General features: G+C 65.8%; 22 protein-coding genes. 21 read left to right on the forward strand and 1 reads right to left on the reverse strand.

Annotated features, from left to right (window positions below; genetic code table 11):
- Positions 1–16: 16 nt before the first annotated feature.
- From CO731_RS23475 to CO731_RS23575, 21 genes are all read left to right on the forward strand, one after another.
- On the forward strand, positions 17–1,141 hold the full coding sequence (locus CO731_RS23475; RefSeq protein ID WP_108609056.1) for a replication initiator protein A: 1,125 nt from the start codon (positions 17–19) through the stop codon (positions 1,139–1,141).
- Entirely contained in the window at positions 1,138–1,776 is a 639-nt protein-coding gene (gene parA, locus CO731_RS23480; protein WP_108609057.1) for a ParA family partition ATPase, read from the forward strand. The genes CO731_RS23475 and parA overlap by 4 nt, the downstream gene beginning before the upstream one ends.
- Positions 1,773–2,027, forward strand: coding sequence for a hypothetical protein (locus CO731_RS23485; protein WP_108609058.1), 255 nt, complete (start codon positions 1,773–1,775; stop codon positions 2,025–2,027). Before parA ends, CO731_RS23485 begins: the two co-directional genes overlap by 4 nt.
- Positions 2,024–2,542: a DUF2840 domain-containing protein gene (locus CO731_RS23490; RefSeq protein WP_108609059.1), complete on the forward strand. Its 519-nt coding sequence runs from the start codon at positions 2,024–2,026 to the stop codon at positions 2,540–2,542. Before CO731_RS23485 ends, CO731_RS23490 begins: the two co-directional genes overlap by 4 nt.
- Positions 2,539–3,084, forward strand: coding sequence for a S26 family signal peptidase (locus CO731_RS23495; RefSeq protein WP_108609060.1), 546 nt, complete (start codon positions 2,539–2,541; stop codon positions 3,082–3,084). The genes CO731_RS23490 and CO731_RS23495 overlap by 4 nt, the downstream gene beginning before the upstream one ends.
- Before the next feature lie 47 nt (positions 3,085–3,131).
- Positions 3,132–3,467, forward strand: a complete 336-nt coding sequence (locus CO731_RS23500; protein ID WP_108609061.1) for a DUF736 domain-containing protein — start codon at positions 3,132–3,134, stop codon at positions 3,465–3,467.
- 4 nt (positions 3,468–3,471) lie between these two features.
- On the forward strand, positions 3,472–4,248 hold the full coding sequence (locus CO731_RS23505) for a lytic transglycosylase domain-containing protein (RefSeq protein ID WP_108609062.1): 777 nt from the start codon (positions 3,472–3,474) through the stop codon (positions 4,246–4,248).
- Positions 4,249–4,495: 247 nt separating this feature from the next.
- The gene (locus CO731_RS23510; RefSeq protein ID WP_108609063.1) at positions 4,496–6,253 is read left to right on the forward strand and encodes a DUF3363 domain-containing protein; all 1,758 of its coding nucleotides are present in this window, start codon (positions 4,496–4,498) and stop codon (positions 6,251–6,253) included.
- Positions 6,254–6,281: 28 nt separating this feature from the next.
- A complete protein-coding gene (locus CO731_RS23515) occupies positions 6,282–8,273 on the forward strand; it encodes a conjugal transfer protein TraG (RefSeq protein ID WP_108609064.1) in 1,992 nt (663 codons plus the stop codon).
- A gap of 9 nt (positions 8,274–8,282) precedes the next feature.
- Positions 8,283–8,723 carry a ribbon-helix-helix protein, CopG family gene (locus tag CO731_RS23520; protein ID WP_108609065.1) on the forward strand — a complete coding sequence of 147 codons (441 nt, stop codon included), beginning with the start codon at positions 8,283–8,285 and terminating at the stop codon, positions 8,721–8,723.
- Between the two features lie 169 nt (positions 8,724–8,892).
- Positions 8,893–9,876 carry a P-type conjugative transfer ATPase TrbB gene (gene trbB, locus CO731_RS23525; protein ID WP_108610017.1) on the forward strand — a complete coding sequence of 328 codons (984 nt, stop codon included), beginning with the start codon at positions 8,893–8,895 and terminating at the stop codon, positions 9,874–9,876.
- Positions 9,873–10,205: a TrbC/VirB2 family protein gene (locus CO731_RS23530; RefSeq protein ID WP_108609066.1), complete on the forward strand. Its 333-nt coding sequence runs from the start codon at positions 9,873–9,875 to the stop codon at positions 10,203–10,205. Before trbB ends, CO731_RS23530 begins: the two co-directional genes overlap by 4 nt.
- Positions 10,205–10,486 carry a VirB3 family type IV secretion system protein gene (locus tag CO731_RS23535; RefSeq protein ID WP_108609067.1) on the forward strand — a complete coding sequence of 94 codons (282 nt, stop codon included), beginning with the start codon at positions 10,205–10,207 and terminating at the stop codon, positions 10,484–10,486. The genes CO731_RS23530 and CO731_RS23535 overlap by 1 nt, the downstream gene beginning before the upstream one ends.
- A 12-nt stretch (positions 10,487–10,498) precedes the next feature.
- Positions 10,499–12,967 (forward strand): conjugal transfer protein TrbE, encoded by a 2,469-nt coding sequence (trbE, locus tag CO731_RS23540; RefSeq protein ID WP_108609068.1) that lies wholly within the window; start codon positions 10,499–10,501, stop codon positions 12,965–12,967.
- Positions 12,964–13,728: a P-type conjugative transfer protein TrbJ gene (trbJ, locus tag CO731_RS23545; RefSeq protein WP_108609069.1), complete on the forward strand. Its 765-nt coding sequence runs from the start codon at positions 12,964–12,966 to the stop codon at positions 13,726–13,728. The genes trbE and trbJ overlap by 4 nt, the downstream gene beginning before the upstream one ends.
- 11 nt (positions 13,729–13,739) lie before the next feature.
- Positions 13,740–14,093, forward strand: coding sequence for a putative entry exclusion protein TrbK-alt (trbK-alt, locus tag CO731_RS23550; protein WP_108609070.1), 354 nt, complete (start codon positions 13,740–13,742; stop codon positions 14,091–14,093).
- A 4-nt stretch (positions 14,094–14,097) separates the two neighbouring features.
- Complete coding sequence (gene trbL, locus CO731_RS23555; RefSeq protein WP_108609071.1) at positions 14,098–15,468, forward strand: P-type conjugative transfer protein TrbL; 1,371 nt, start codon at positions 14,098–14,100, stop codon at positions 15,466–15,468.
- On the forward strand, positions 15,468–16,157 hold the full coding sequence (gene trbF, locus CO731_RS23560; RefSeq protein ID WP_108609072.1) for a conjugal transfer protein TrbF: 690 nt from the start codon (positions 15,468–15,470) through the stop codon (positions 16,155–16,157). Before trbL ends, trbF begins: the two co-directional genes overlap by 1 nt.
- The gene (gene trbG / locus CO731_RS23565; protein WP_108609073.1) at positions 16,154–17,203 is read left to right on the forward strand and encodes a P-type conjugative transfer protein TrbG; all 1,050 of its coding nucleotides are present in this window, start codon (positions 16,154–16,156) and stop codon (positions 17,201–17,203) included. The genes trbF and trbG overlap by 4 nt, the downstream gene beginning before the upstream one ends.
- Positions 17,200–18,444 carry a TrbI/VirB10 family protein gene (locus CO731_RS23570; protein WP_108609074.1) on the forward strand — a complete coding sequence of 415 codons (1,245 nt, stop codon included), beginning with the start codon at positions 17,200–17,202 and terminating at the stop codon, positions 18,442–18,444. Before trbG ends, CO731_RS23570 begins: the two co-directional genes overlap by 4 nt.
- Positions 18,444–18,707 carry a DUF2274 domain-containing protein gene (locus CO731_RS23575; RefSeq protein ID WP_108609075.1) on the forward strand — a complete coding sequence of 88 codons (264 nt, stop codon included), beginning with the start codon at positions 18,444–18,446 and terminating at the stop codon, positions 18,705–18,707. Before CO731_RS23570 ends, CO731_RS23575 begins: the two co-directional genes overlap by 1 nt.
- Here CO731_RS23575 and CO731_RS23580 read toward each other — a convergent pair.
- Entirely contained in the window at positions 18,704–19,378 is a 675-nt protein-coding gene (locus CO731_RS23580) for a LysR family substrate-binding domain-containing protein (protein WP_245439944.1), read from the reverse strand. The genes CO731_RS23575 and CO731_RS23580 overlap by 4 nt on opposite strands.
- Between the last annotated feature and the right edge of the window lie 111 nt (positions 19,379–19,489).

Raw genomic sequence — 19,489 nt, forward strand, 5'->3', positions numbered from 1 at the left:
CTCGGGCTTCCCTTCAATGACGGCGCGACATCGCCCGATCTCGGAGCGCGGACAGCTCGATCTGTTCCACGCGCTCCCCGGCGACTTCGCGCCCCGCGACGCGCAGGATCTCATGGCCTATCCGTTCTTCTCCCTCTCCAAATCCCATCGCACGGCGCCGATCGACTTCGTCGCCGGCGACGTGTCGATCCGTGTCGAGGCAGTGCCCAATCATGGCATGGCCACGATCTGGGACGCCGACATCCTGATCTGGGCGGCAAGTCAGATCGTCGAGGCACGCGACGCCGGCCTGCGCACCTCACGCCTGATGGCCGCGACGCCCTACGAGATCTTGAACTTCATCGGCCGCGGCGTCGGCCTGCGCGACTACCAGCGGTTGAAGGCCGCCCTCGACCGGCTCCAGTCGACGACCATCGCCACCTCGATCCGCCAGCCGGCGGAAGGTCGCCGGCATCGCTTTTCCTGGATCAACGAATGGCAGGAGCGCACCGACCGCCAGGGCAAGCCGGCCGGAATCGAGCTGATTGTCCCCGACTGGTTCTATCGCGCCGTCCTTGATGACGCGCTCGTACTTACGATCGACCGGGCGTATTTCAATCTCACGGGTGGCCTCGACCGCTGGCTCTACCGTCTGGTGCGCAAACATGGCGGCAAGCAGCGCAACGGTTGGCGCTTCGATTTCCGGCATCTCTACCAGAAATCCGGCAGCCTCTCCCCTTTCAAACGCTTCGCCTTCGAGCTGCGCGACATCATCCGCCGCCAGCCGCTACCGGGCTACACGCTGTTCATCGAGGTCGAAATCGGCGGCCGCGTGCTGCTGGCCTTCAAACCGTCAGTGCCCTGTGGACAAGCTGTGGATAGCCTCGTGCTATCGGGAACCCGAACTATCGTGCCATCGGGAACCGCTGGCACGTGCTATCGGGAACCCAAACAGGGCATAAGCCACGAAAAACAAAGCCGGAATCGCGCCCTTAACTTAGAGTCTAACCCAGAATCTAACCTTAGAAGACACGCGCGCGATGTGGAAAACACCGCCGCCCGTCCCGAAAAGACACCCGGGACGCTGCCGAAAGGCGCGCGCATCGATACTTCTAGCACGCGGCGACTCCCTCTCGATCCGGCATCGGGAGAGTCGGAATGATCGTCGCGCTCCTCAATCAAAAGGGAGGCGTCGGCAAGACGACGCTGGCCCTCCATCTCGCCGGCGAATGGGCCGCCAGGGGGAAGCGCGTCACGCTGATCGACGCGGATCCACAAGGCTCTGCGCTGGACTGGTCGCAGCAGCGCGCTCGCGAAGCCCTTCCGAGACTCTTCGGCGTCGTCGGTCTGGCGCGCGACACGCTGCATCGCGAGGCCCCGGAGCTCGCGCGCGACGTCGATTACATCGTCATCGATGGTCCGCCGCGTGTCGCCGCGCTGATGCGCTCGGCGCTGCTCGCCGCAGACCTTGTGCTGATCCCGGTGCAGCCGTCGCCGTTCGACGGCTGGGCCTCGGCTGAGATGCTATCGCTGCTTGGCGAGGCCCGCATCTACCGCCCTCAACTCGTCGCCCGCTTTGTGCTGAACCGCTGTGGCGCGCGCACCGTCATCGCCCGCGCGACGGCCGAGACACTTGCCGATCACGATCCGCCGGTGCTCACCGCCACCATCGGCCAGCGCGTTGCTTTCGCGGACGCAGCACAATCCGGCCGCCTCGTTTCCGAAGTGGATGAGGGCAGCCCCGCCGCTCGCGAAATCGCTGCGCTCTGCGCCGAAATCGGGAGGATCGCGCCATGAGCGAGCGACCGCGCAAGCGCAGTTTCGCCACTCGTCCCGCCGACCCCGAGAGCTGGATCAAGGCCTCCGACGCGCCCTCCACACGCGCCTCGGCCGATGCCGGTTACAGCGCTCGACTGACCATCGACGTCACATCGGACCTGCGCGGGCGCATCAAGATCGCCGCCTTCCAGCGCGGCGTCACCGTCACTGAGATGCTGCGCGAGCTGCTTGCGCGTGAATTCCCCACCATCGAGGGAGACCCGTCATGACCGACATCGCGGCCCCCCGCGCGCGCAGCAGCGCTGCGCCGGCCAGCCCGCCACCGTCCACAACACTGGTCGAGTTGACCTGGATCGAGAAGAGACAAGAGAACTGGATCCGCTTCGGCCGCGACATCCACGAGCAGATCCTCGATCGCCGTCGCCGTGTCATGGGCTTTGCGCCGAACAGCGTGTTCGCCTTCGTTCGCTGGGAAGCGAACGACTTCGGAACGGTCATCTCGCGCATCGATATCGTGCGCGCGGTCGCCGCCGGCGAGCCGTTCCAGACGCTGCCCTTCGTCCGGCCAGGCGGCGACATCCTGCTGAAGATCGAAGGCTGGCCCAAGGTCGAGCGGGTGCTGCAGGCGGTCGACGCGATCGAGTCGATCGGTGTCGATCCGGCAGATGTATCGTCTGATCACTGGCGCCACGTCCACAACCGCCTGACCGCTGGCGAAGAGCCGCGCGCCTACAGCGCCGAGCAGCATCGCGCCTTCCTGCTGCGCCGGAGGGCCGAGCCATGAGCCGCTTCGGCTACGTCATGGCAACGTATTTCGCGACGATGGGCGTCGTCATGGCAGCCGTCCTCCCGCTGCCGCTCAAGCTCATCTGGAACGCCTCCGCGAGCGTGCCGATCGGGCTCTACGCGATCGATTCCGATGATCTGCCCGAGGTCACCGACCTGGTCGCCGTCGATGCGCCCGAACCGCTGGCGACCTTCCTGGCCGAGCGCGGATATCTGCCGCACGGCGTACCCCTGATGAAGCGCGTTGCCGGTGTTGCCGGGCAACGCGTCTGCCGCACCGGCCACATCATTTCAGTCGACGGCATCGACATGGCCGAGGCGCTCGATAGCGATCGATCGGGCCGCGCCTTGCCGAGTTGGCAAGGCTGCCGACTGCTGGGAGTCGGCGAGATCTTCCTGATGAACTGGCAGGTCCGGGACAGCCTCGATGGCCGCTACTTCGGGCCTGTCGCGACCGACACGATCATCGGCCGGGCGACGCCTCTCTACACCGATGAAGACGGCAACGGCCGCTTCGAATGGCGCGCACCGATGCGGTGACGCGCGCGTCCATCCCGTCCTCCACCGCACAACAAAGGAGCCTTCCCATGCCTCAGATCGGAGAATTCACCCGCACGAAGTCCGGCTATTCCGGCCGCATCCGGACCTTCTCGCTCGACATCGAGCTGACGCTCGTTCCGGCCGAACCGTCAGACGCCGAGAACGCGCCTGACTACCGGATCCACATCCGCGATGAAGACGGGCCGGAGGTCGGCGCTGGTTGGAAACGCACTGGCGAACGTGCCGGCGACTACGTCTCTTTGCAGCTCGACGATCCCGTCTTCGCACAGCCGATCCGCGCCAATCTGTTCCAGTCGGGCGACGACAAGAGCGCTTGGGGACTACACTGGAACCGTCCGCCGAAGCGCGGCGACCGGGATTGAGCCGATGCGCTGGCCATCCCCATCAGGCCGCCGTGTCACCGCTGCCGGTCGTCATCGCGCCGCCCGGCAAGCGGGCCTCCTTTTCCTTTCCGGCCTGTTTCTTGTCGGCGCGCCGTCGGCCGTCACGCTGGCGCAGAGTGCGTCCGTGGAACGTCCCAGTCAGATCGATCCCTATGCCGTCCACATCGCGGAGGCCGTACAGCGCTTCGGCATTCCGGCGGCGTGGATCAGGGCGGTGATGCGGGTCGAGAGTGCAAATGACAGGCGCGCCATCTCACAGAAGGGCGCGATGGGTCTGATGCAGATCATGCCCGAAACCTGGGCCGGTCTGCGCGTCCGTTATTCGCTCGGCAGGGATCCTTATAATCCGCGTGACAACATCTTGGCAGGCGCGGCGTATCTGCGCGAACTGAACGACCGGTACGGCTCGCCCGGATTTCTCGCCGCCTACAATGCGGGACCCGGTCGATATGAGAAATATCTCGCCGGCCGTCCCTTGCCGGCGGAGACACGTGCCTATGTGGCCGCCCTCCTCCCTTTTTTCGGCGGCGGTGAACTGACCGCTCCGGCGACCGTCGTTGCCGCCGCCGGTCCGCAAGCCTGGACGCGCGCACCGCTGTTCATCGCGCAACTCGAGCACACAACGGCTGCCAATCCTGTACAGCTTGGCGGTACTCACGACGATGCGCCGACAACAACGACCGTGCGCGATGTCTCCGCCATCGTCCCGCGGTCGGGCGGCCTGTTCGTCTCCCGCAATCGTGCGGGAGAGCCGCAATGATGGCATTCGCACTCTGGCGCGGTGTGGCGAGCGTCCGGTCAGGTTGGGCGGGAAGATGGGGATGGCAGGGAAACGCGACCAACAGACGGCGAGATAAAAGCGCATGCCCGAAACGCTGTAAGCCTCTGAAGAGGCTTGCGTTTTGGTGTGCATGGCGGTCGGTCGCGGGCATGAAGCCCGGTTTTGTTGAGGAATTTCAAAGCCTCCGTATGCACGGCCCCGAAATGCTGCTCCTCGGATCTGCGTCATGACCAAGGGCGACAGCGATTTTCGGGTCCGGCCTGGCCGCATCAAAATCACACGCGCCCCAAAGGCGAAGAGCTTCCTCAACCAGGTGCTGCGGGCCGCCAAAAAGGCAGGCCATACCGGCGCGCCGGCGTCAGGCAGGCGCGCGTCCAGTTATGGCCGCTCGACCTTTGGCCGGGGGCGCGGCAGTTTCAGCCGCAGCCGCCTGTTCAACTCGACCCGTCGCGTCGTCGTCAAGGCGCGCGTCGTGCGCCATCAGGGCCGATCCTTCCGCTCCGCGCCGCTGTCGGCGCATCTGTCTTACCTCAAGCGCGAAGGCGTCAGCCGGGACGGAGAAAAGGGCGTGATGTTCGACGCCGGCTCCGATCGCACTGAGGATCTCGCCTTTGCCGACCGGTCCAAGGACGACCGGCACCATTTCCGCTTCATCGTCTCGCCCGAGGACGCCGGCGAGATGACCGACCTCAAGGCCTTCACGCGCGATCTCGCGAGCCAAATGGAAGCCGATCTGGGGACACGGCTCGACTGGGTCGCCGTCGATCACTGGAACACCGACAATCCGCACGTCCACCTGCTCGTGCGCGGTGTGGACGAGACCGGCGCCGATCTGGTGATCTCGCGCGACTATATCAGCCGCGGCCTTCGGTCCCGCGCCGAGGATCTGGTGGCGATCGAGCTTGGCCCAAAACCCGAGCACGAAATCCGTAGCGCCCTGGAGAAGGAGGTCACCGCCGAGCGGTGGACCCGCCTCGACGTCGAGATCCGGGGCCAGGCCGACGACGTCGGCGCCATCGACCTGCGCCCCGACTCCGGCGACGCCGCCAACCCGGAGATCCGCCGCCTGATGATCGGCCGTCTTCAGCGTCTCGAGAAGATGGGGCTCGCCACCTCGACTGGCTCCGGGGAGTGGATGGTCGGCATGGAAGCTGAACGCCATCTTCGCGACCTCGGCATGCGCGGCGACGTCATCAAGACCATGCACCGCGCCTTCACCGAGCGCGGCCAGGATCGTAGCGTCGCCGACTATGTGATCGACGGCGGGGCCGGCTCGCCGATCATCGGCCGGCTGGTCGACAAGGGTCTCCACGACGAGCTGACCGGTGAAGCCTATGCCGTGATCGACGGCACCGACGGCCGCGCCCACCACGTCCGCTTCCGTGGCATCGAGGCCTTCGAGCATGCGCCGCCAGTCGGCGGCATCGTCGAGGTTCGACGGTTCGGCAGCCCGGAGGACCAGCGGCCGACGCTGGTGCTCGCCACCCGTTCTGACCTCGATCTGCGCAGCCAGATCACCGCGCCGGGCGCCACGTGGCTCGACCACCGTCTGGTGGAGCGTGAGCAGATGCCCCTCTCCATGGGTGGATTCGGCCGCGAGGCGCGCGACGCCATGCAGGCCCGTGCCGAACATCTCGCTGACGAAGGGCTCGGTCGCCGCCAGGGCCTGCGCATCATGCTCCAGCGCGATCTCCTCAGCACGCTGCGCCGCCGCGAGCTGGACGTCGTGGGCGAGAAGCTGTCGACCGAGACTGGCCTGCCTCATGTGAAGGCTGCGGCCGGCGAGCATGTCTCGGGCACCTATCGCCAGCGGCTGACGCTCTCCTCGGGCCGCTTCGCCATGATCGACAACGGGCTTGGCTTCCAGCTCGTGCCCTGGTCGCGCGAGATCGAACGCAAGCTAGGCCAGCACATCGCCGGCGTCGCCCGCGATGGCGGCGGCATCGAGTGGAGCCTCGGGCGCAAGCGCGACCTCGGCCTTTAGCCATGAACAAGAGACAAGGAGCACGCTGATGTCCGCGACCAAAATCCTCTGGGGCCAGATCATCATTGTGTTCCTGATCGTCCTGATCACGACTTGGGGCGCGACGCAGTATGTCGCCTGGCAGCTCGGATTTCAGGCCCAGCTCGGAGCGCCCTGGTTCAGGCTCGCGGGCATGCCGGTGTATTTCCCGCCGGCCTTCTTCGCCTGGTGGTTCTCCTATGACGCCTATGCGCCGGAGATATTCACACACGGCGCCTTCATCGCCGCGTCGGGCGGCTTCATCTCGATCGCGGTCGCCATCGGCATGTCAGTCTGGCGGGCGCGGGAAGCCAAGAGTGTCGAGACCTATGGCTCGGCGCGCTGGGCCGAGAAGGGAGAGGTGAAAGCGGCGGGTCTCCTTGGCCCGGATGGTGTCGTGCTCGGCAAGCTGGAGCGCGACTATCTCCGACATGATGGGCCCGAGCATGTGCTGTGCTTCGCGCCGACGCGCTCCGGCAAGGGCGTCGGCCTGGTCGTGCCGTCCCTGCTGACCTGGCCGGGCTCAGCCATCGTCCATGACATCAAGGGTGAGAACTGGCAGCTCACCGCCGGCTTCCGGGCCAAGCATGGCCGCGTGCTGCTGTTCGATCCGACCAACCCGAAATCCGCCGCGTACAATCCGCTGCTCGAGGTCCGCCGCGGCGACTGGGAGGTCCGCGACGTCCAGAATGTTGCCGACGTGCTGGTCGACCCCGAAGGCTCGCTCGACAGGCGCAATCACTGGGAGAAGACCAGCCACTCGCTGCTGGTCGGCGCGATCCTGCATGTCCTCTACGCCGAGACCGACAAGACACTCGCCGGCGTCGCCGGCTTTCTCTCGGATCCGAAGCGGCCGATCGAGACGACATTGAAGGCGATGATGACGACGCCGCATCTTGGGCCGAACGGGCCGCATCCCGTGGTCGCCTCCACGGCGCGCGAGCTCTTGAACAAATCCGACAACGAGCGCTCCGGCGTACTCTCGACCGCCATGTCGTTTCTCGGCCTCTATCGCGATCCCGTCGTCGCCCAGGTGACGCGACGCTGCGACTGGCGTATCGCCGACCTGATCGCCGATCCGCGTCCGGCGACGCTCTACCTCGTGGTGCCGCCATCCGACATCTCGCGGACCAAGCCGCTCATCCGTCTTGTGCTGAACCAGATTGGCCGCCGTCTGACCGAGGACCTGCACGCCAAGGAGCGAAAGCATCGCGTGCTGATGATGCTCGACGAGTTCCCGGCGCTCGGTCGCCTCGACTTCTTCGAGTCCGCACTCGCCTTCATGGCAGGCTATGGCATCAAGAGCTTTTTGATCGCGCAGTCGCTGAACCAGATCGAGAAGGCTTACGGGGCGAACAACTCGATCCTCGACAACTGCCATGTCCGGGTCAGCTTCGCGACCAACGACGAACGGACCGCCAAGCGCGTCTCCGATGCGCTGGGCACTGCGACCGAGATGAAGGCGATGAAGAACTATGCCGGGCACCGGCTTTCGCCTTGGCTCGGCCACCTCATGGTTTCGCGCTCCGAAACCGCTCGCCCGTTGATGACCCCCGGCGAGGTAATGCAGCTCCCATCGACTGACGAGATCGTCATGATTGCCGGCACCCCGCCGATCCGCGCGCAAAAGGCTCGCTATTATGAGGACGCCCGCTTCAAGGAGCGCGTGCTGTCGCCGCCCGATCCGCAGAAGTCCGGGCGAACGTCCCGCGCAGACGGATGGTCGGCTCTTGTCCCCCAGAAGCCCGATGCAGTGCTGCTGGCCGAGATGGAAAAGGCGGAGGGCGATCGGGCCAATAGCGGCCTGCGCCGCGAACCCGAGCTTCCCGATCATGTCGCTATCGTCAAGGAGACGACCGACCAAGCCCCCGCGGAGGAATTCGCGGCTCTGCTCGACGAGGAGCCGGAAGATGTTGCGCGCCAGCGTCAGGCGTTGCGTCGCCAGATGACTGGGGTGGCGCGCCAGGTCTCCCTCGATCCCAATGACGGTATGGACCTGTAGGAGGGATCGATGCGCGACCGACTGAACCTCACCTTGCCCGTCGAGATGATCTCCCGGATCAACGAGCTGTCGGAGCGCAAGAAGATACCGCGATCGGCCATCGTCGAGGCGGCCGTGGCGTCGTTCCTGTCGCCGGACGCCGCCGATCGACGCGAGGCCGCCTTCACTCGCCGGATGGATCGGCTCTCGCGCCAGGCACAACGCATTGAGCGCGATCTCGGTGTCACGGCCGAAACGCTGGCGCTGTTCGTGCGCTTCTGGCTGACGATCACCCCGCCATTGCCGGGAGATGCGCAAGCAACTGCGCAGATCAAGGGGCGCGAGCGATTTGACGGTTTCGTCGAGACGCTCGGCAAAAGGCTCCAGAAGGGCCAGAGCTTTCTTCGCGAAATACCCGACGATGTTGCCGAAAGGCCTCGCGACGAGGATTCGCCACCAGAGGACCGATAATGTCTGCCAGCAGCCAATCAAGTCGGAGCCGGTTCCGCCGTTCTCCTGTATTTGCACGCTAGGCTACTACGACGATCTAATCTTGTTGAACCGGCCTGATTTCTGGCTCTTTTAATCATCCCCGATGAGGGCCGCTTGCGTAGCGCGCCCGCGAAAGAACGGGGACGACGTGGCGACAACTCACCAGAAATCCGAGGCGATCACGCGGGGTGCGCGCATGTTGCGCACCGCCCTTGGCCCCGCCATCGCCCGGTTCCTGGAAGACCCCGCGATCGTCGAGGTGATGCTCAACCCTGACGGGCGGCTCTGGATCGACCGACTTTCCGAGGGGCTTTCCGATACGGGCGAGCGGCTCTCCGCCGCCGACGGCGAACGGATCGTGCGCCTGGTCGCGCACCATGTCGGCGCCGAAGTGCATTCCGGCGCACCGCGTGTGTCCGCCGAACTGCCCGAGACGGGTGAGCGGTTCGAAGGGCTTCTCCCGCCTGTCGTTGCGTCCCCCGCGTTCGCGATCCGAAAACCTGCCGTCGCCGTCTTCACTCTCGACGACTACGTCGCCGGCGGCATCATGACGGCCGCGCAAGCCGAGGCCCTGCGCGATGCCGTGGCCTCCCGGCAGAACATTCTCGTCGCCGGCGGCACCTCGACCGGCAAGACAACGCTCACCAATGCGCTCCTGGCCGAAGTCGCGAAAACGGACGATCGCGTCGTACTGATCGAGGATACACGCGAGCTGCAATGCGCAGCACCCAATCTCGTTGCGCTGCGCACCAAGGACGGCGTCGTCTCGCTGTCCGATCTGGTGCGCTCCAGCCTACGCCTTCGCCCCGATCGCATCCCGATCGGCGAGGTCCGCGGCGCTGAAGCCCTCGACCTCCTGAAAGCCTGGGGCACCGGGCATCCGGGCGGCATCGGCACCATACACGCCGGCACCGCGATCGGCGCGGTGCGCCGCCTCGAACAACTCATCCAGGAAGCCGTCGTCACCGTCCCACGCGCGCTGATCGCCGAGACCATCGACCTCGTCGCCGTGCTGTCCGGTCGCGGAGCTCAACGACGTCTTGCCGAACTCGCCCGGGTCGATGGGCTCGGCCCAACCGGCGACTACGCCATCACCCACGCAGCATCCAAACCATCGGGAGACCCAGCATGATCCGTCAATCACTCCGCATACGCCGTCATATCGCAACAGTGGCATCCGTGACCTTGCTGTCGATTGCGCTGGCGCCCGCCGCCTACGCGTCAGGCTCGTCCATGCCGTGGGAGCAGCCGCTCCAGCAGATCCTTCAGTCAATCGAAGGTCCAGTCGCCAAGATAATCGCGGTGATCGTCATCATCGTCACCGGCCTGACCTTGGCCTTCGGTGACAGTTCTGGCGGCTTCCGTCGCCTGATCCAGATCGTCTTCGGCCTGTCGATCGCGTTTGCGGCCAGCTCGTTCTTTCTCTCGTTCTTCTCGTTCGGCGGCGGAGCGCTCGTCTGATGGCGGGCGTGGCCGACCATGCCGGCGAGGTGCCGGGCTACAGCGTGCCCGTCCACCGGGCGCTGACCGAGCACATCCTGCTCGGCGGCGCCCCGCGCTCGATCGCCATCCTCAACGGCACGCTGGCGGCGGCGCTTGGCCTTGGCCTTCGCCTCTGGCTGGTCGGCCTCGGCCTTTGGGCCATTGGCCACTTCGCCGCCGTATGGGCCGCCAAGCGCGATCCACAATTCGTCGATGTGGTGCGCCGCCATCTGCGCATCCCCGGCCATCTGTCAGTCTGAGGAGCGGCATCGATGTTGAACCTCGCCGAATATCGCAATCGCAACACGCGGCTGGCCGACTTCCTGCCTTGGGTCGCACTGGTGGGCGAAGGCGTCGTCCTTAACAAGGACGGCTCGTTCCAGCGCACGGCCCGCTTCCGCGGCCCCGATATGGATTCCGCCGTGCCGGCTGAGCTGGTCGCCGTCGCCGGCCGCCTCAACAACGCCTTCCGGCGTCTCGGCTCCGGCTGGTCGATCTTCGTCGAGGCGCAGCGGCATGCCGCCGCGACCTATCCTTCCAGCACTTTCCCCGATTCAGCGTCGGGTCTGCTGGATGCCGAGAGAAAAGCCGATTTCGAGGAGGCGGGCACGCATTTCGAGTCCAGCTACTTCCTCACCTTCTTCTATCTTCCGCCGGCCGAGGACGCCGCACGCACCGAAGCCTGGCTCTATGAGGGCCGAGAGCAATCGGGCGTCGATGCCCGTGAGATGCTGCGCGCCTTCATCGACCGCACCGATCGCGTGCTGCAGCTCGTCGAAGGTTTCATGCCCGAATGCGTCTGGCTTGATGACGGCGAGACTCTGACCTTCCTGCATTCCTGCGTCTCGACCAAACGCCACCGCGTCCGAGTGCCCGAGACGCCGATGTATCTTGATGCCCTGATCGCCGACCAGGCGCTCACGGGCGGGCTGGAGCCAAGACTGGGAACGGCGCATCTGCGCATCCTCACCATCGTGGGCTTTCCAACGGCAACCACGCCTGGATTGCTCGACGATCTGAACCGGCTCGCCTTTCCCTATCGCTGGTCGACGCGCGCGATCCTGCTCGACAAGACCGATGCGACCAAGCTGCTGACGAAGATCCGGCGGCAATGGTTCGCCAAGCGCAAATCGATCGCCGCCATCCTGAAGGAGGTGATGACCAACGAAGCCTCGGCGCTCGTCGACACCGATGCTGCCAACAAGGCTGCCGACGCCGATCTGGCGCTTCAGGAACTCGGTGCCGATTATGCCGGCCAGGCCTATGTGACGGCGACGGTCACGGTCTGGGACGAGGATCCGCGCATCGCTGCCGAGAAACTGCGGCTGGCCGAAAAGATCGTTCAGGGTCGCGACTTCACGGCGATGCCCGAGACGATCAATGCCGTCGATGCCTGGCTCGGCTCGCTGCCCGGCCACGTCTACGCCAATGTCCGGCAACCGCCGATCTCTACGCTCAATCTCGCCCACATGATCCCGCTCTCGGCGGTGTGGGCGGGGCCGGAACGGGATGAGCACTTCGGGTCACCCCCACTGCTCTACGGCAAGACTGAGGGAAGCACCCCGTTCCGGTTTTCCCTTCACGTCGGCGATGTCGGCCACACGCTCGTCGTCGGCCCGACCGGCGCCGGCAAGTCGGTGTTGCTGGCGCTGATGGCGTTGCAGTTCCGCCGTTATACCGACTCTCAGGTATTCGCTTTCGACTTCGGCGGATCGATCCGCGCGGCCTCCCTTGCGATGCGTGGCGACTGGCACGATCTCGGCGGTGGCCTGACCGAGGGATCGGACACCTCCGTCTCGCTCCAGCCGCTCGCCGGAATCCATGAGGTTCAGGAACGTGCCTGGGCCGCCGACTGGATCGTTGCGATCCTGATGCGCGAGGGCGTACCGATCACCCCCGACGTCAAGGAGCATCTCTGGTCGGCGCTGACCTCATTGGCCTCCGCGCCCGTCAGCGAACGCACTATCACCGGGCTCGCCGTCCTGCTGCAGTCGAACGACCTGAAACAGGCGCTGCGGCCCTATTGCGTCGGCGGCCCCTACGGCCGGCTGCTCGACGCCGAGGCCGAGTATCTGGGTGATGCATCGGTCCAGGCCTTCGAGACCGAGGGCCTAATCGGCACGGGCGCCGCCCCCGCCGTCCTCGCATATCTGTTCCATCGCATCGACGATCGGCTCGACGGCCGACCGACGTTGCTGATCGTCGATGAAGGCTGGCTCGCACTCGACGACGAAGGCTTCGCCGGCCAGCTCCGCGAGTGGCTGAAAACGCTGCGCAAGAAGAACGCCAGCGTCATCTTCGCCACGCAGTCGCTGTCGGACATCGACAATTCTGCCATCGCGCCGGCGATCATCGAAAGTTGCCCGACCCGCCTGCTGCTGCCGAACGAACGGGCTATCGAGCCGCAGATCACCGCGATCTATCGTCGCTTCGGCCTCAACGATCGCCAGATCGAGATTCTCGCGCGGGCCTCGCCGAAGCGCGACTATTACTGCCAGTCACGGCGCGGCAACCGGCTGTTCGAGCTGGGCCTGTCCGACGTCGCGCTGGCGCTCTGCGCCGCGTCCTCGAAGCAGCACCAGGCTCTGATCGCCGAAGTGTTCGCCCGGTCCGGCCGTGACGGCTTCCTGCACGAGTGGCTCGCCGAATGCTCGCTCGGCTGGGCGTCGGATCTGATCGCCGATCTCACCAACGTCATTCCCCAGACCGCCATCCCCACCAGCCCGGAGGTATCGTCATGACCCGTTATCGCTCCCGCACGCGCGCCGCTCGGCTCGCCTTCTCTATCCTGGCGGCACCGTTGGCGCTGTCGCCGCTGCTCACCGCGCCGGCGCACGCCATCATCGTCTACGATCCCACCAATTACGCGCAGAACGTTCTTCAGGCCGCCCGCGCGCTCGAGCAGATCAACAACCAGATCACCTCGTTGCAAAATCAGGCGACGATGTTGATCAACCAGGCCCGCAACATCGCAAGTCTGCCCTTCTCCTCGCTTCAGCAGCTTCAGCAGTCTGTGCAGCGGACGCAACAGCTCCTCACCCAAGCGCAGAACATCGCCTACAGCGTCCAGGATATCGACAAGGCATTCCAGACCAAATACGGCAACATCTCGCTATCAGCATCCGACCAACAGCTTGTCGCTGACGCGCGCTCGCGCTGGCAGAACACGGTCGGCGGCCTGCAGGACTCCATGCGCGTCCAGGCCGGCGTCGTCGGCAACATCGACACCAACCGGACGCAGATGTCGGCGCTGGTCGGTCAAAGCCAGGGCGCGACCGGAGCCCTTCAGGCCACGCAGGCCGGCAACCAGCTCCTGGCGCTGCAGGCGCAGCAACTCGCCGACCTCACGGCCGTCGTCGCCGCCAATGGCCGGGCGCAGGCGCTCCAGTCCGCCGAGCAAGCCACAGCGGCCGAACAGGGGCGCGAGCAGCGCCGTCGGTTCCTCACCCCCGGTTCGGGCTATCAGCCCGGCAACGCCCGGATGTTCCAGAGCGGCAACTGAGAGGCGCGATCATGGACGGAAAGATGTTCGCCCGCGTCAGTGCCATCGTCTTGATCGCCGTGGCCGTCACCGCCACGGCCGTCGAGATGAACCGACACGAGGCCGCGCCGATCTATCGAAGTGTCGATCGTCCCGGTGACGAGGCCGCCGATCCTTTGCGGGCCGAACTCATCCGTTGCGCAGGGATCGGCGAGGCTGGTCCGCGCGACCCGTCCTGTCTGCGCGCCTGGGCCGAGAACCGTCGCCGCTTCCTGGCTCCCGGATCTCGCCCCGCCGAGCGGTTGCCTGACCCGCCACAGTCGCCCCACCCGACGGCGACCATCCCGGCGCCTGCCGTTCCGCTTCAACCCGAAGAAGTCAGGTAACATCATGGGCGGCACCGGCGTCATCGACCACTTCCTTGAGGTCTTCACCCGCTACATCGATACTGGCTTTGGACTGCTCAGCGGCGAAGTCGCGTTCATCGCCACGACGCTGATCGTCATCGACGTGACGCTGGCAGCGCTGTTCTGGAGCTGGGGCGCCGACGACGACATCATGGCGCGGCTGGTGAAGAAGACCCTGTTCGTCGGGGTGTTCGCCTACATCATCGGCAACTGGAACAATCTCGCCCGCATCGTCTTCGAGAGCTTCGCCGGGCTCGGTCTGAAGGCGAGCGGCACCGGCTTCATGACCGCCGATTTGCTGCGTCCTGGCAAGGTGGCGCAAACCGGGCTCGATGCCGGCCGGCCGCTGCTCGATTCCATCTCCGGCCTGATGGGCTATTGGAGCTTCTTCGAGAATTTCATTCAGATCGCCTGCATGTTTTTTGCCTGGGCGCTGGTATTACTCGCTTTCTTCATCCTCGCGATCCAGCTCTTCGTCACCTTGATCGAGTTCAAGCTGACGACACTCGCCGGCTTCGTGCTCATCCCGTTCGGCCTTTTCGGCAAATCGGCCTTCATGGCCGAGCGCGTGCTGGGCAACGTCATCTCGTCCGGGATCAAAGTGCTGGTGCTCGCCGTCATCATCGGCATCGGCTCGACGCTCTTTTCCGAATTCACCGCTGGCTTCGGTGGCGCGACACCGACGATCGACCAGGCCATGGCGATCGTGCTCGCGGCGCTCTCGCTGCTGGGCCTCGGGATCTTCGGTCCCGGCATTGCCAATGGCCTTGTCTCCGGCGGTCCGCAGCTTGGCGCAGGCGCTGCCGTCGGCACCGGCCTCGCCGCGGGTGGCATGGTCGCCGCCGGCGCCGCCACTGTGGGAGCCGTTGCTTCCGGAGGCGCGGCGGCGATCGGTGGCGCGGCCGCCGCTGCGCGCGGTGGTGCCGCCCTCGCGGGCGGAGCGTCCACCGCCTACAGCCTCGGCGCGGCTGGCCAGTCCGGCGCCGCCGGCGTTGCTTCGGGTCTCGGCGGTGTCGCCCGCGCGGGGGCGTCCGCTGCGGCCTCTCCGCTGAAGCGCGCCGCGTCGCGTGCCGCCGACAGTACGAAGTCGAGCTTCTCTGCCGGCGCCAAGTCCGCCTTCGAGGCGACCGGCGGCTCCTCGACCGCGAGCACGGTTGGCGGCGAGACGGAGGCCGCCAACGACGCCTCCGCCAATCAGAGCGCCTCTTCCCGTCAGGGACCTCCCGACTGGGCCAAGCGCATGAAGCGCTCCCAAAACATCACGCATGGCGTCCAGGCCGCCGCGCATGCGGTCCGCTCTGGTGACAGCCACGGCGGCGGCTCTTCCATCAACCTTTCCGAAAGCGACCGCTGATGAGCCTCTTCAAACGACCGGCAACCCACTATGGCAAATCACCCGAGCCCGAGACGCCCTACCAGCGCGCCGGCCAGGTCTGGGACGAACGCATCGGCTCGGCCCGTGTGCAGGCGAAGAACTGGCGTTGGATGGCCTTCGGCTCGCTGGTCCTCTCGGCAGGATTCGCTTCGGCGCTAGTCTGGCAGTCGGCGCGCGGAACGATCGTGCCCTGGGTGGTGCAGGTCGATCGGCTCGGGCAGGCCCAGGCCGTCGCACCCGCCACCGCCGACTATCAGCCGACCGATCCGCAGATGGCCTGGCACCTCGCGCGCTTCATCGAGCAGGTCCGCTCGATCCCGGCAGACGCCATCATCGTGCGGCAGAACTGGCTGCGCGCCTATGAGTTCACAACCTCGGCCGGCGCGATGGCGCTCAACGACTACGCCCGCGCCAACGACCCTTTCACCAAGGTCGGCAAGCAGCAGATCTCGATTGACGTTTCGTCCGTCATCCGCGCGTCCCCCACGAGTTTCCGCGTCGCCTGGGTCGAGCGCCGCTATCAGGACGGCGCTCTCGCCGAGACATCACGCTGGACCGCCATCCTCACCATCGTCGTGCAGCCGCCGCGCACCGCCGAAAAACTCCGGGCCAACCCGCTCGGAATCTACGTCAACGCCATCAACTGGTCACGGGAGCTGGGACAATGAAGTCGTCTTTCCGTAAAGCCGCAATCCCGGCTTCGCACACATACGTCTCTCCGGTTTTGCGCAAAGCCGCGCTGTCGCTCCTTCTCCTCGCGGCGACCGCGCTCGCCGGCTGCGCCACGACGCAGAAGCCGCCCGAGATCAGCTATGATGACGCGGCGCCCGCCGTGCAGACGATCGATCCGCCGTCGCCGGTCACCGTGGTCGAACTTCCCCGGCCACTGCCGCTGCCCGGCCAGATGAAGCGGGTCGAGACGACACGAAGCGCGCCGGAGGCGACCGATCCCGCCGCTCGCGTCAATCAGGCCAATGCCGCCGCGCGCATTCAGCCGGTACGCAACGGCTTCATCAACTCGATGCAGGTCTATCCATTCACGCAGGGCGCGCTCTATCAGGTCTACACCGCCGTCGGGCAGATCACCGACGTCGCACTCCAGCCCGGCGAGCAGCTCGTGGGTTCCGGGCCCGTCGCCGCCGGCGACACCGTGCGCTGGATCATCGGTGACACCGAAAGCGGAACGGGCGCGACGCGACAGATCCATATTTTGGTGAAACCCACGCGCGCCGAACTGATGACCAACCTCGTCATCAACACGAACCTGCGCACTTATCACATGGAGCTCCGCTCGACCGAGCGGACATATATGGCGTCCGTCTCCTGGCAGTATCCGCAGGATCAGCTGATCGCGCTGCGCCGTCAGAACACCGAGGCCCAGGCAGCCCAGCCCGTCGCCACCGGCATCGACATTTCCCGCGTCAATTTCCGCTACGAGATCGACGGCGACCGCGCGCCGTGGCGGCCGCTCCGCGCCTTCGACGACGGCCGTCAGGTGTTCATCGAATTTCCGCGCGGCATTGGTCAGGGCGAGATGCCGCCGCTCTTCGTCATCGGCCCTGAAGGCAACACCTCCGAGTTGGTGAACTACCGGGTTCGCGGCAACCACATGATCGTCGACCGCCTGTTCGCCGCCGCCGAGCTGCGCTTCGGCGCCGACAAAAACCAGAAGCGCGTCCGCATCACCCGCACCGACGGGAGGCCGGCATCGTGAGCGACATCGATCCCCGGAAAGAGGAAGGGCCCCAGCCGGGAAACGTCGAGCAGCCCTTGACCGGCGAACCGGCGCCACCAATGCGCCTGCGCGCCGAGGCGCCGCGTGTCACGCGCTTGTCAAGGAAGGTGTTGGCCGGTCTTGGTCTGGTCGCCAGCGTCGGGATTGGCGGCGCGCTGATCTACGCCCTCCAGACCCGCGACGGCGGCCGGCCGAATGAGGAGCTGTATTCGACTGACAATCGCGCCACCGCCGACGGTCTTGCGGGCCTGCCGCGCGACTATACGGGGCCGGTGCTGGGTCCTCCGCTGCCCGGCGACCTTGGCCGTCCCATCCTCGACGCTCAGAACCGGGGGCAGCAGGTCCCCGTTCCTGGCATTGCGACACCCAACCCCGGCCTCAGCGCCGAGGAACAGCGCCGGCTGCAGGAATTGGAGGCCGCGCGCACGGCGCGCCTGTTCGCGTCAACGGAAACCAGGACGGCCTCCGCGTCGGCGGCGGCATCGCCGGGCGGAACGCCACCCGCCAGTCCTCAACTGCCGGCGCCAGACCTAACCAGCCTCGGCCTCGCGCCACAGCCGGCCACACCGACCGCACAAGACCGCCAGCTGGCCTTCCTCAACGCTGCCGTCGATCGGCGGACCGTCTCCCCGGATCGGGTCGCTGCGCCGGCTTCGCCGAACATCCTGCAGGCCGGAGCGGTGATCTCGGCGGCGCTGATCACTGGCATCCGCTCCGATCTGCCCGGCCAGATCACTGCTCAGGTCACTGAGAACATCTATGACAGCCCGACCGGCCGCATCCTGCTTGTGCCCCAAGGCACCAGATTGATCGGCCAATACGATAACGGCGTCGGCTTCGGCCAGCGCCGCGTGCTGCTGGTCTGGAACCGGCTCATTATGCCGAACGGACGCTCGATCGTGCTCGAACGCCAACCAGGCACCGACTCCGAGGGATATGCCGGTCTGGAGGATGGCGTTGACTATCACTGGGACGAACTGTTCAAGGCCGCCGCGCTCTCCACCATCCTTAGCGTCGGTGCAGAGGCAGGATCGTCGGGCCAGGACAGCGACATTGTGCGCGCGTTGCGCCAAGGGGCATCGGACAGCGTCAGTCAGACCGGTCAGCAGATCGTTAGCCGACAGCTCAACATTGCGCCGACGCTTACCATTCGACCTGGATTCCCAGTCCGCGTGATCGTCACCCGCGATCTGGTGCTCGAACCCTACGGAGGCTCTTAATGGCGAAACTGAAACTCGGCCCGATCGCCCACGACAAGCCTGTCAAGATCACGATGGAACTCCCCGCTATGCTTCACCGGGATTTAGCAGCTTATGCCGAGGTGCTTGCGCGCGAGACAGGGCGGCCGGTCGACGATCCCATCAAGTTGATCGCACCCATGGTTGAGCGCTTCATGGCGACAGATCGAGGTTTTGCCAAAGCGCGGCGCGAGCCTCAAGGTAGTCGCCCGCCGATAGCGACGCCTGGCTCGGCGAAGGATTAGTTGCCGACCCTGCCATCAGAGATGGACGTGCCACGCTTGGACATGATCCTTGCAAGGCTCAACAGCCGTCGAAGGGCCGGATTATCGTTCTGCGGCGACCAGATCGCGCAGAACGGCAGGATTTCCCCTGACAGTGGCCGGTAGACTACGCCTGGAAATCGCGCGGCCGTGGTCGCCTCGCTAGTAAGGGTAAGGCCACGGCCTATGGCGACCAAGTGCATCAAGTTGTCCCTGCCGACGCCGTGACGCTCGACGCTTGGATGATGACCCAGGTCGGCGAGGTGTTTGACGAGGTATTCGTGAATCTCGGGTCCGGGGTCGGCCTCGCTGACGATGAAGTGCCGGTCACGAAGGTCAGCCCAGAAGATTTCGTCCCTCGGCACCAGTTCGTGATCGCTCGGCAACGTCACGTAGACCTGCTCTTTCCACAGGTGCGTCCTGTCGCATCCGTCGGCGATCGGCTCGCCAGTCAGGAACGTGACATCCATTTGGTGCCTTTGGACGGCGGAGATGTGTTCGCTCGGCCCACCCTCGACCAGATCCGGGCGGACGCTTGGATTCCCAGCCACGTAGGCGCGAAGCAGATCTGCAAGGAACCCCGACGCGAGGGATGAGAATATCCCAATGCGCACAATGCCCGCTTCGCCGCGCCCAAACGAACCAGCGTCCATGGCGGCGTGACCTATGTGTCTGATGGCTTTACGCGCGCGGACGAGGAACCTCTGGCCTGCATGGGTGAGAGCGACGCCCCCATGATGGCGTATGAAAAGAGCGGCCCCGAT

The organism is Aminobacter sp. MSH1, assembly GCF_003071665.1.
In the GTDB taxonomy this organism is placed as follows: domain Bacteria; phylum Pseudomonadota; class Alphaproteobacteria; order Rhizobiales; family Rhizobiaceae; genus Aminobacter; species Aminobacter niigataensis.

Excerpts from the sequence above, each read along its gene's own strand:
- CO731_RS23475 (WP_108609056.1), top strand. The coding sequence starts at position 17 with ATGACGGCGCGACATCGCCCGATCTCGGAGCGCGGACAGCTCGATCTG.
- parA (WP_108609057.1), top strand. The coding sequence starts at position 1,138 with ATGATCGTCGCGCTCCTCAATCAAAAGGGAGGCGTCGGCAAGACGACG.
- CO731_RS23485 (WP_108609058.1), top strand. The coding sequence starts at position 1,773 with ATGAGCGAGCGACCGCGCAAGCGCAGTTTCGCCACTCGTCCCGCCGAC.
- CO731_RS23490 (WP_108609059.1), top strand. The coding sequence starts at position 2,024 with ATGACCGACATCGCGGCCCCCCGCGCGCGCAGCAGCGCTGCGCCGGCC.
- CO731_RS23495 (WP_108609060.1), top strand. The coding sequence starts at position 2,539 with ATGAGCCGCTTCGGCTACGTCATGGCAACGTATTTCGCGACGATGGGC.
- CO731_RS23500 (WP_108609061.1), top strand. The coding sequence starts at position 3,132 with ATGCCTCAGATCGGAGAATTCACCCGCACGAAGTCCGGCTATTCCGGC.
- CO731_RS23505 (WP_108609062.1), top strand. The coding sequence starts at position 3,472 with ATGCGCTGGCCATCCCCATCAGGCCGCCGTGTCACCGCTGCCGGTCGT.
- CO731_RS23510 (WP_108609063.1), top strand. The coding sequence starts at position 4,496 with ATGACCAAGGGCGACAGCGATTTTCGGGTCCGGCCTGGCCGCATCAAA.
- CO731_RS23515 (WP_108609064.1), top strand. The coding sequence starts at position 6,282 with ATGTCCGCGACCAAAATCCTCTGGGGCCAGATCATCATTGTGTTCCTG.
- CO731_RS23520 (WP_108609065.1), top strand. The coding sequence starts at position 8,283 with ATGCGCGACCGACTGAACCTCACCTTGCCCGTCGAGATGATCTCCCGG.
- CO731_RS23530 (WP_108609066.1), top strand. The coding sequence starts at position 9,873 with ATGATCCGTCAATCACTCCGCATACGCCGTCATATCGCAACAGTGGCA.
- CO731_RS23535 (WP_108609067.1), top strand. The coding sequence starts at position 10,205 with ATGGCGGGCGTGGCCGACCATGCCGGCGAGGTGCCGGGCTACAGCGTG.
- trbE (WP_108609068.1), top strand. The coding sequence starts at position 10,499 with ATGTTGAACCTCGCCGAATATCGCAATCGCAACACGCGGCTGGCCGAC.
- trbJ (WP_108609069.1), top strand. The coding sequence starts at position 12,964 with ATGACCCGTTATCGCTCCCGCACGCGCGCCGCTCGGCTCGCCTTCTCT.
- trbK-alt (WP_108609070.1), top strand. The coding sequence starts at position 13,740 with ATGGACGGAAAGATGTTCGCCCGCGTCAGTGCCATCGTCTTGATCGCC.
- trbL (WP_108609071.1), top strand. The coding sequence starts at position 14,098 with ATGGGCGGCACCGGCGTCATCGACCACTTCCTTGAGGTCTTCACCCGC.
- trbF (WP_108609072.1), top strand. The coding sequence starts at position 15,468 with ATGAGCCTCTTCAAACGACCGGCAACCCACTATGGCAAATCACCCGAG.
- trbG (WP_108609073.1), top strand. The coding sequence starts at position 16,154 with ATGAAGTCGTCTTTCCGTAAAGCCGCAATCCCGGCTTCGCACACATAC.
- CO731_RS23575 (WP_108609075.1), top strand. The coding sequence starts at position 18,444 with ATGGCGAAACTGAAACTCGGCCCGATCGCCCACGACAAGCCTGTCAAG.
- CO731_RS23580 (WP_245439944.1), bottom strand. The coding sequence starts at position 19,378 with ATGGACGCTGGTTCGTTTGGGCGCGGCGAAGCGGGCATTGTGCGCATT.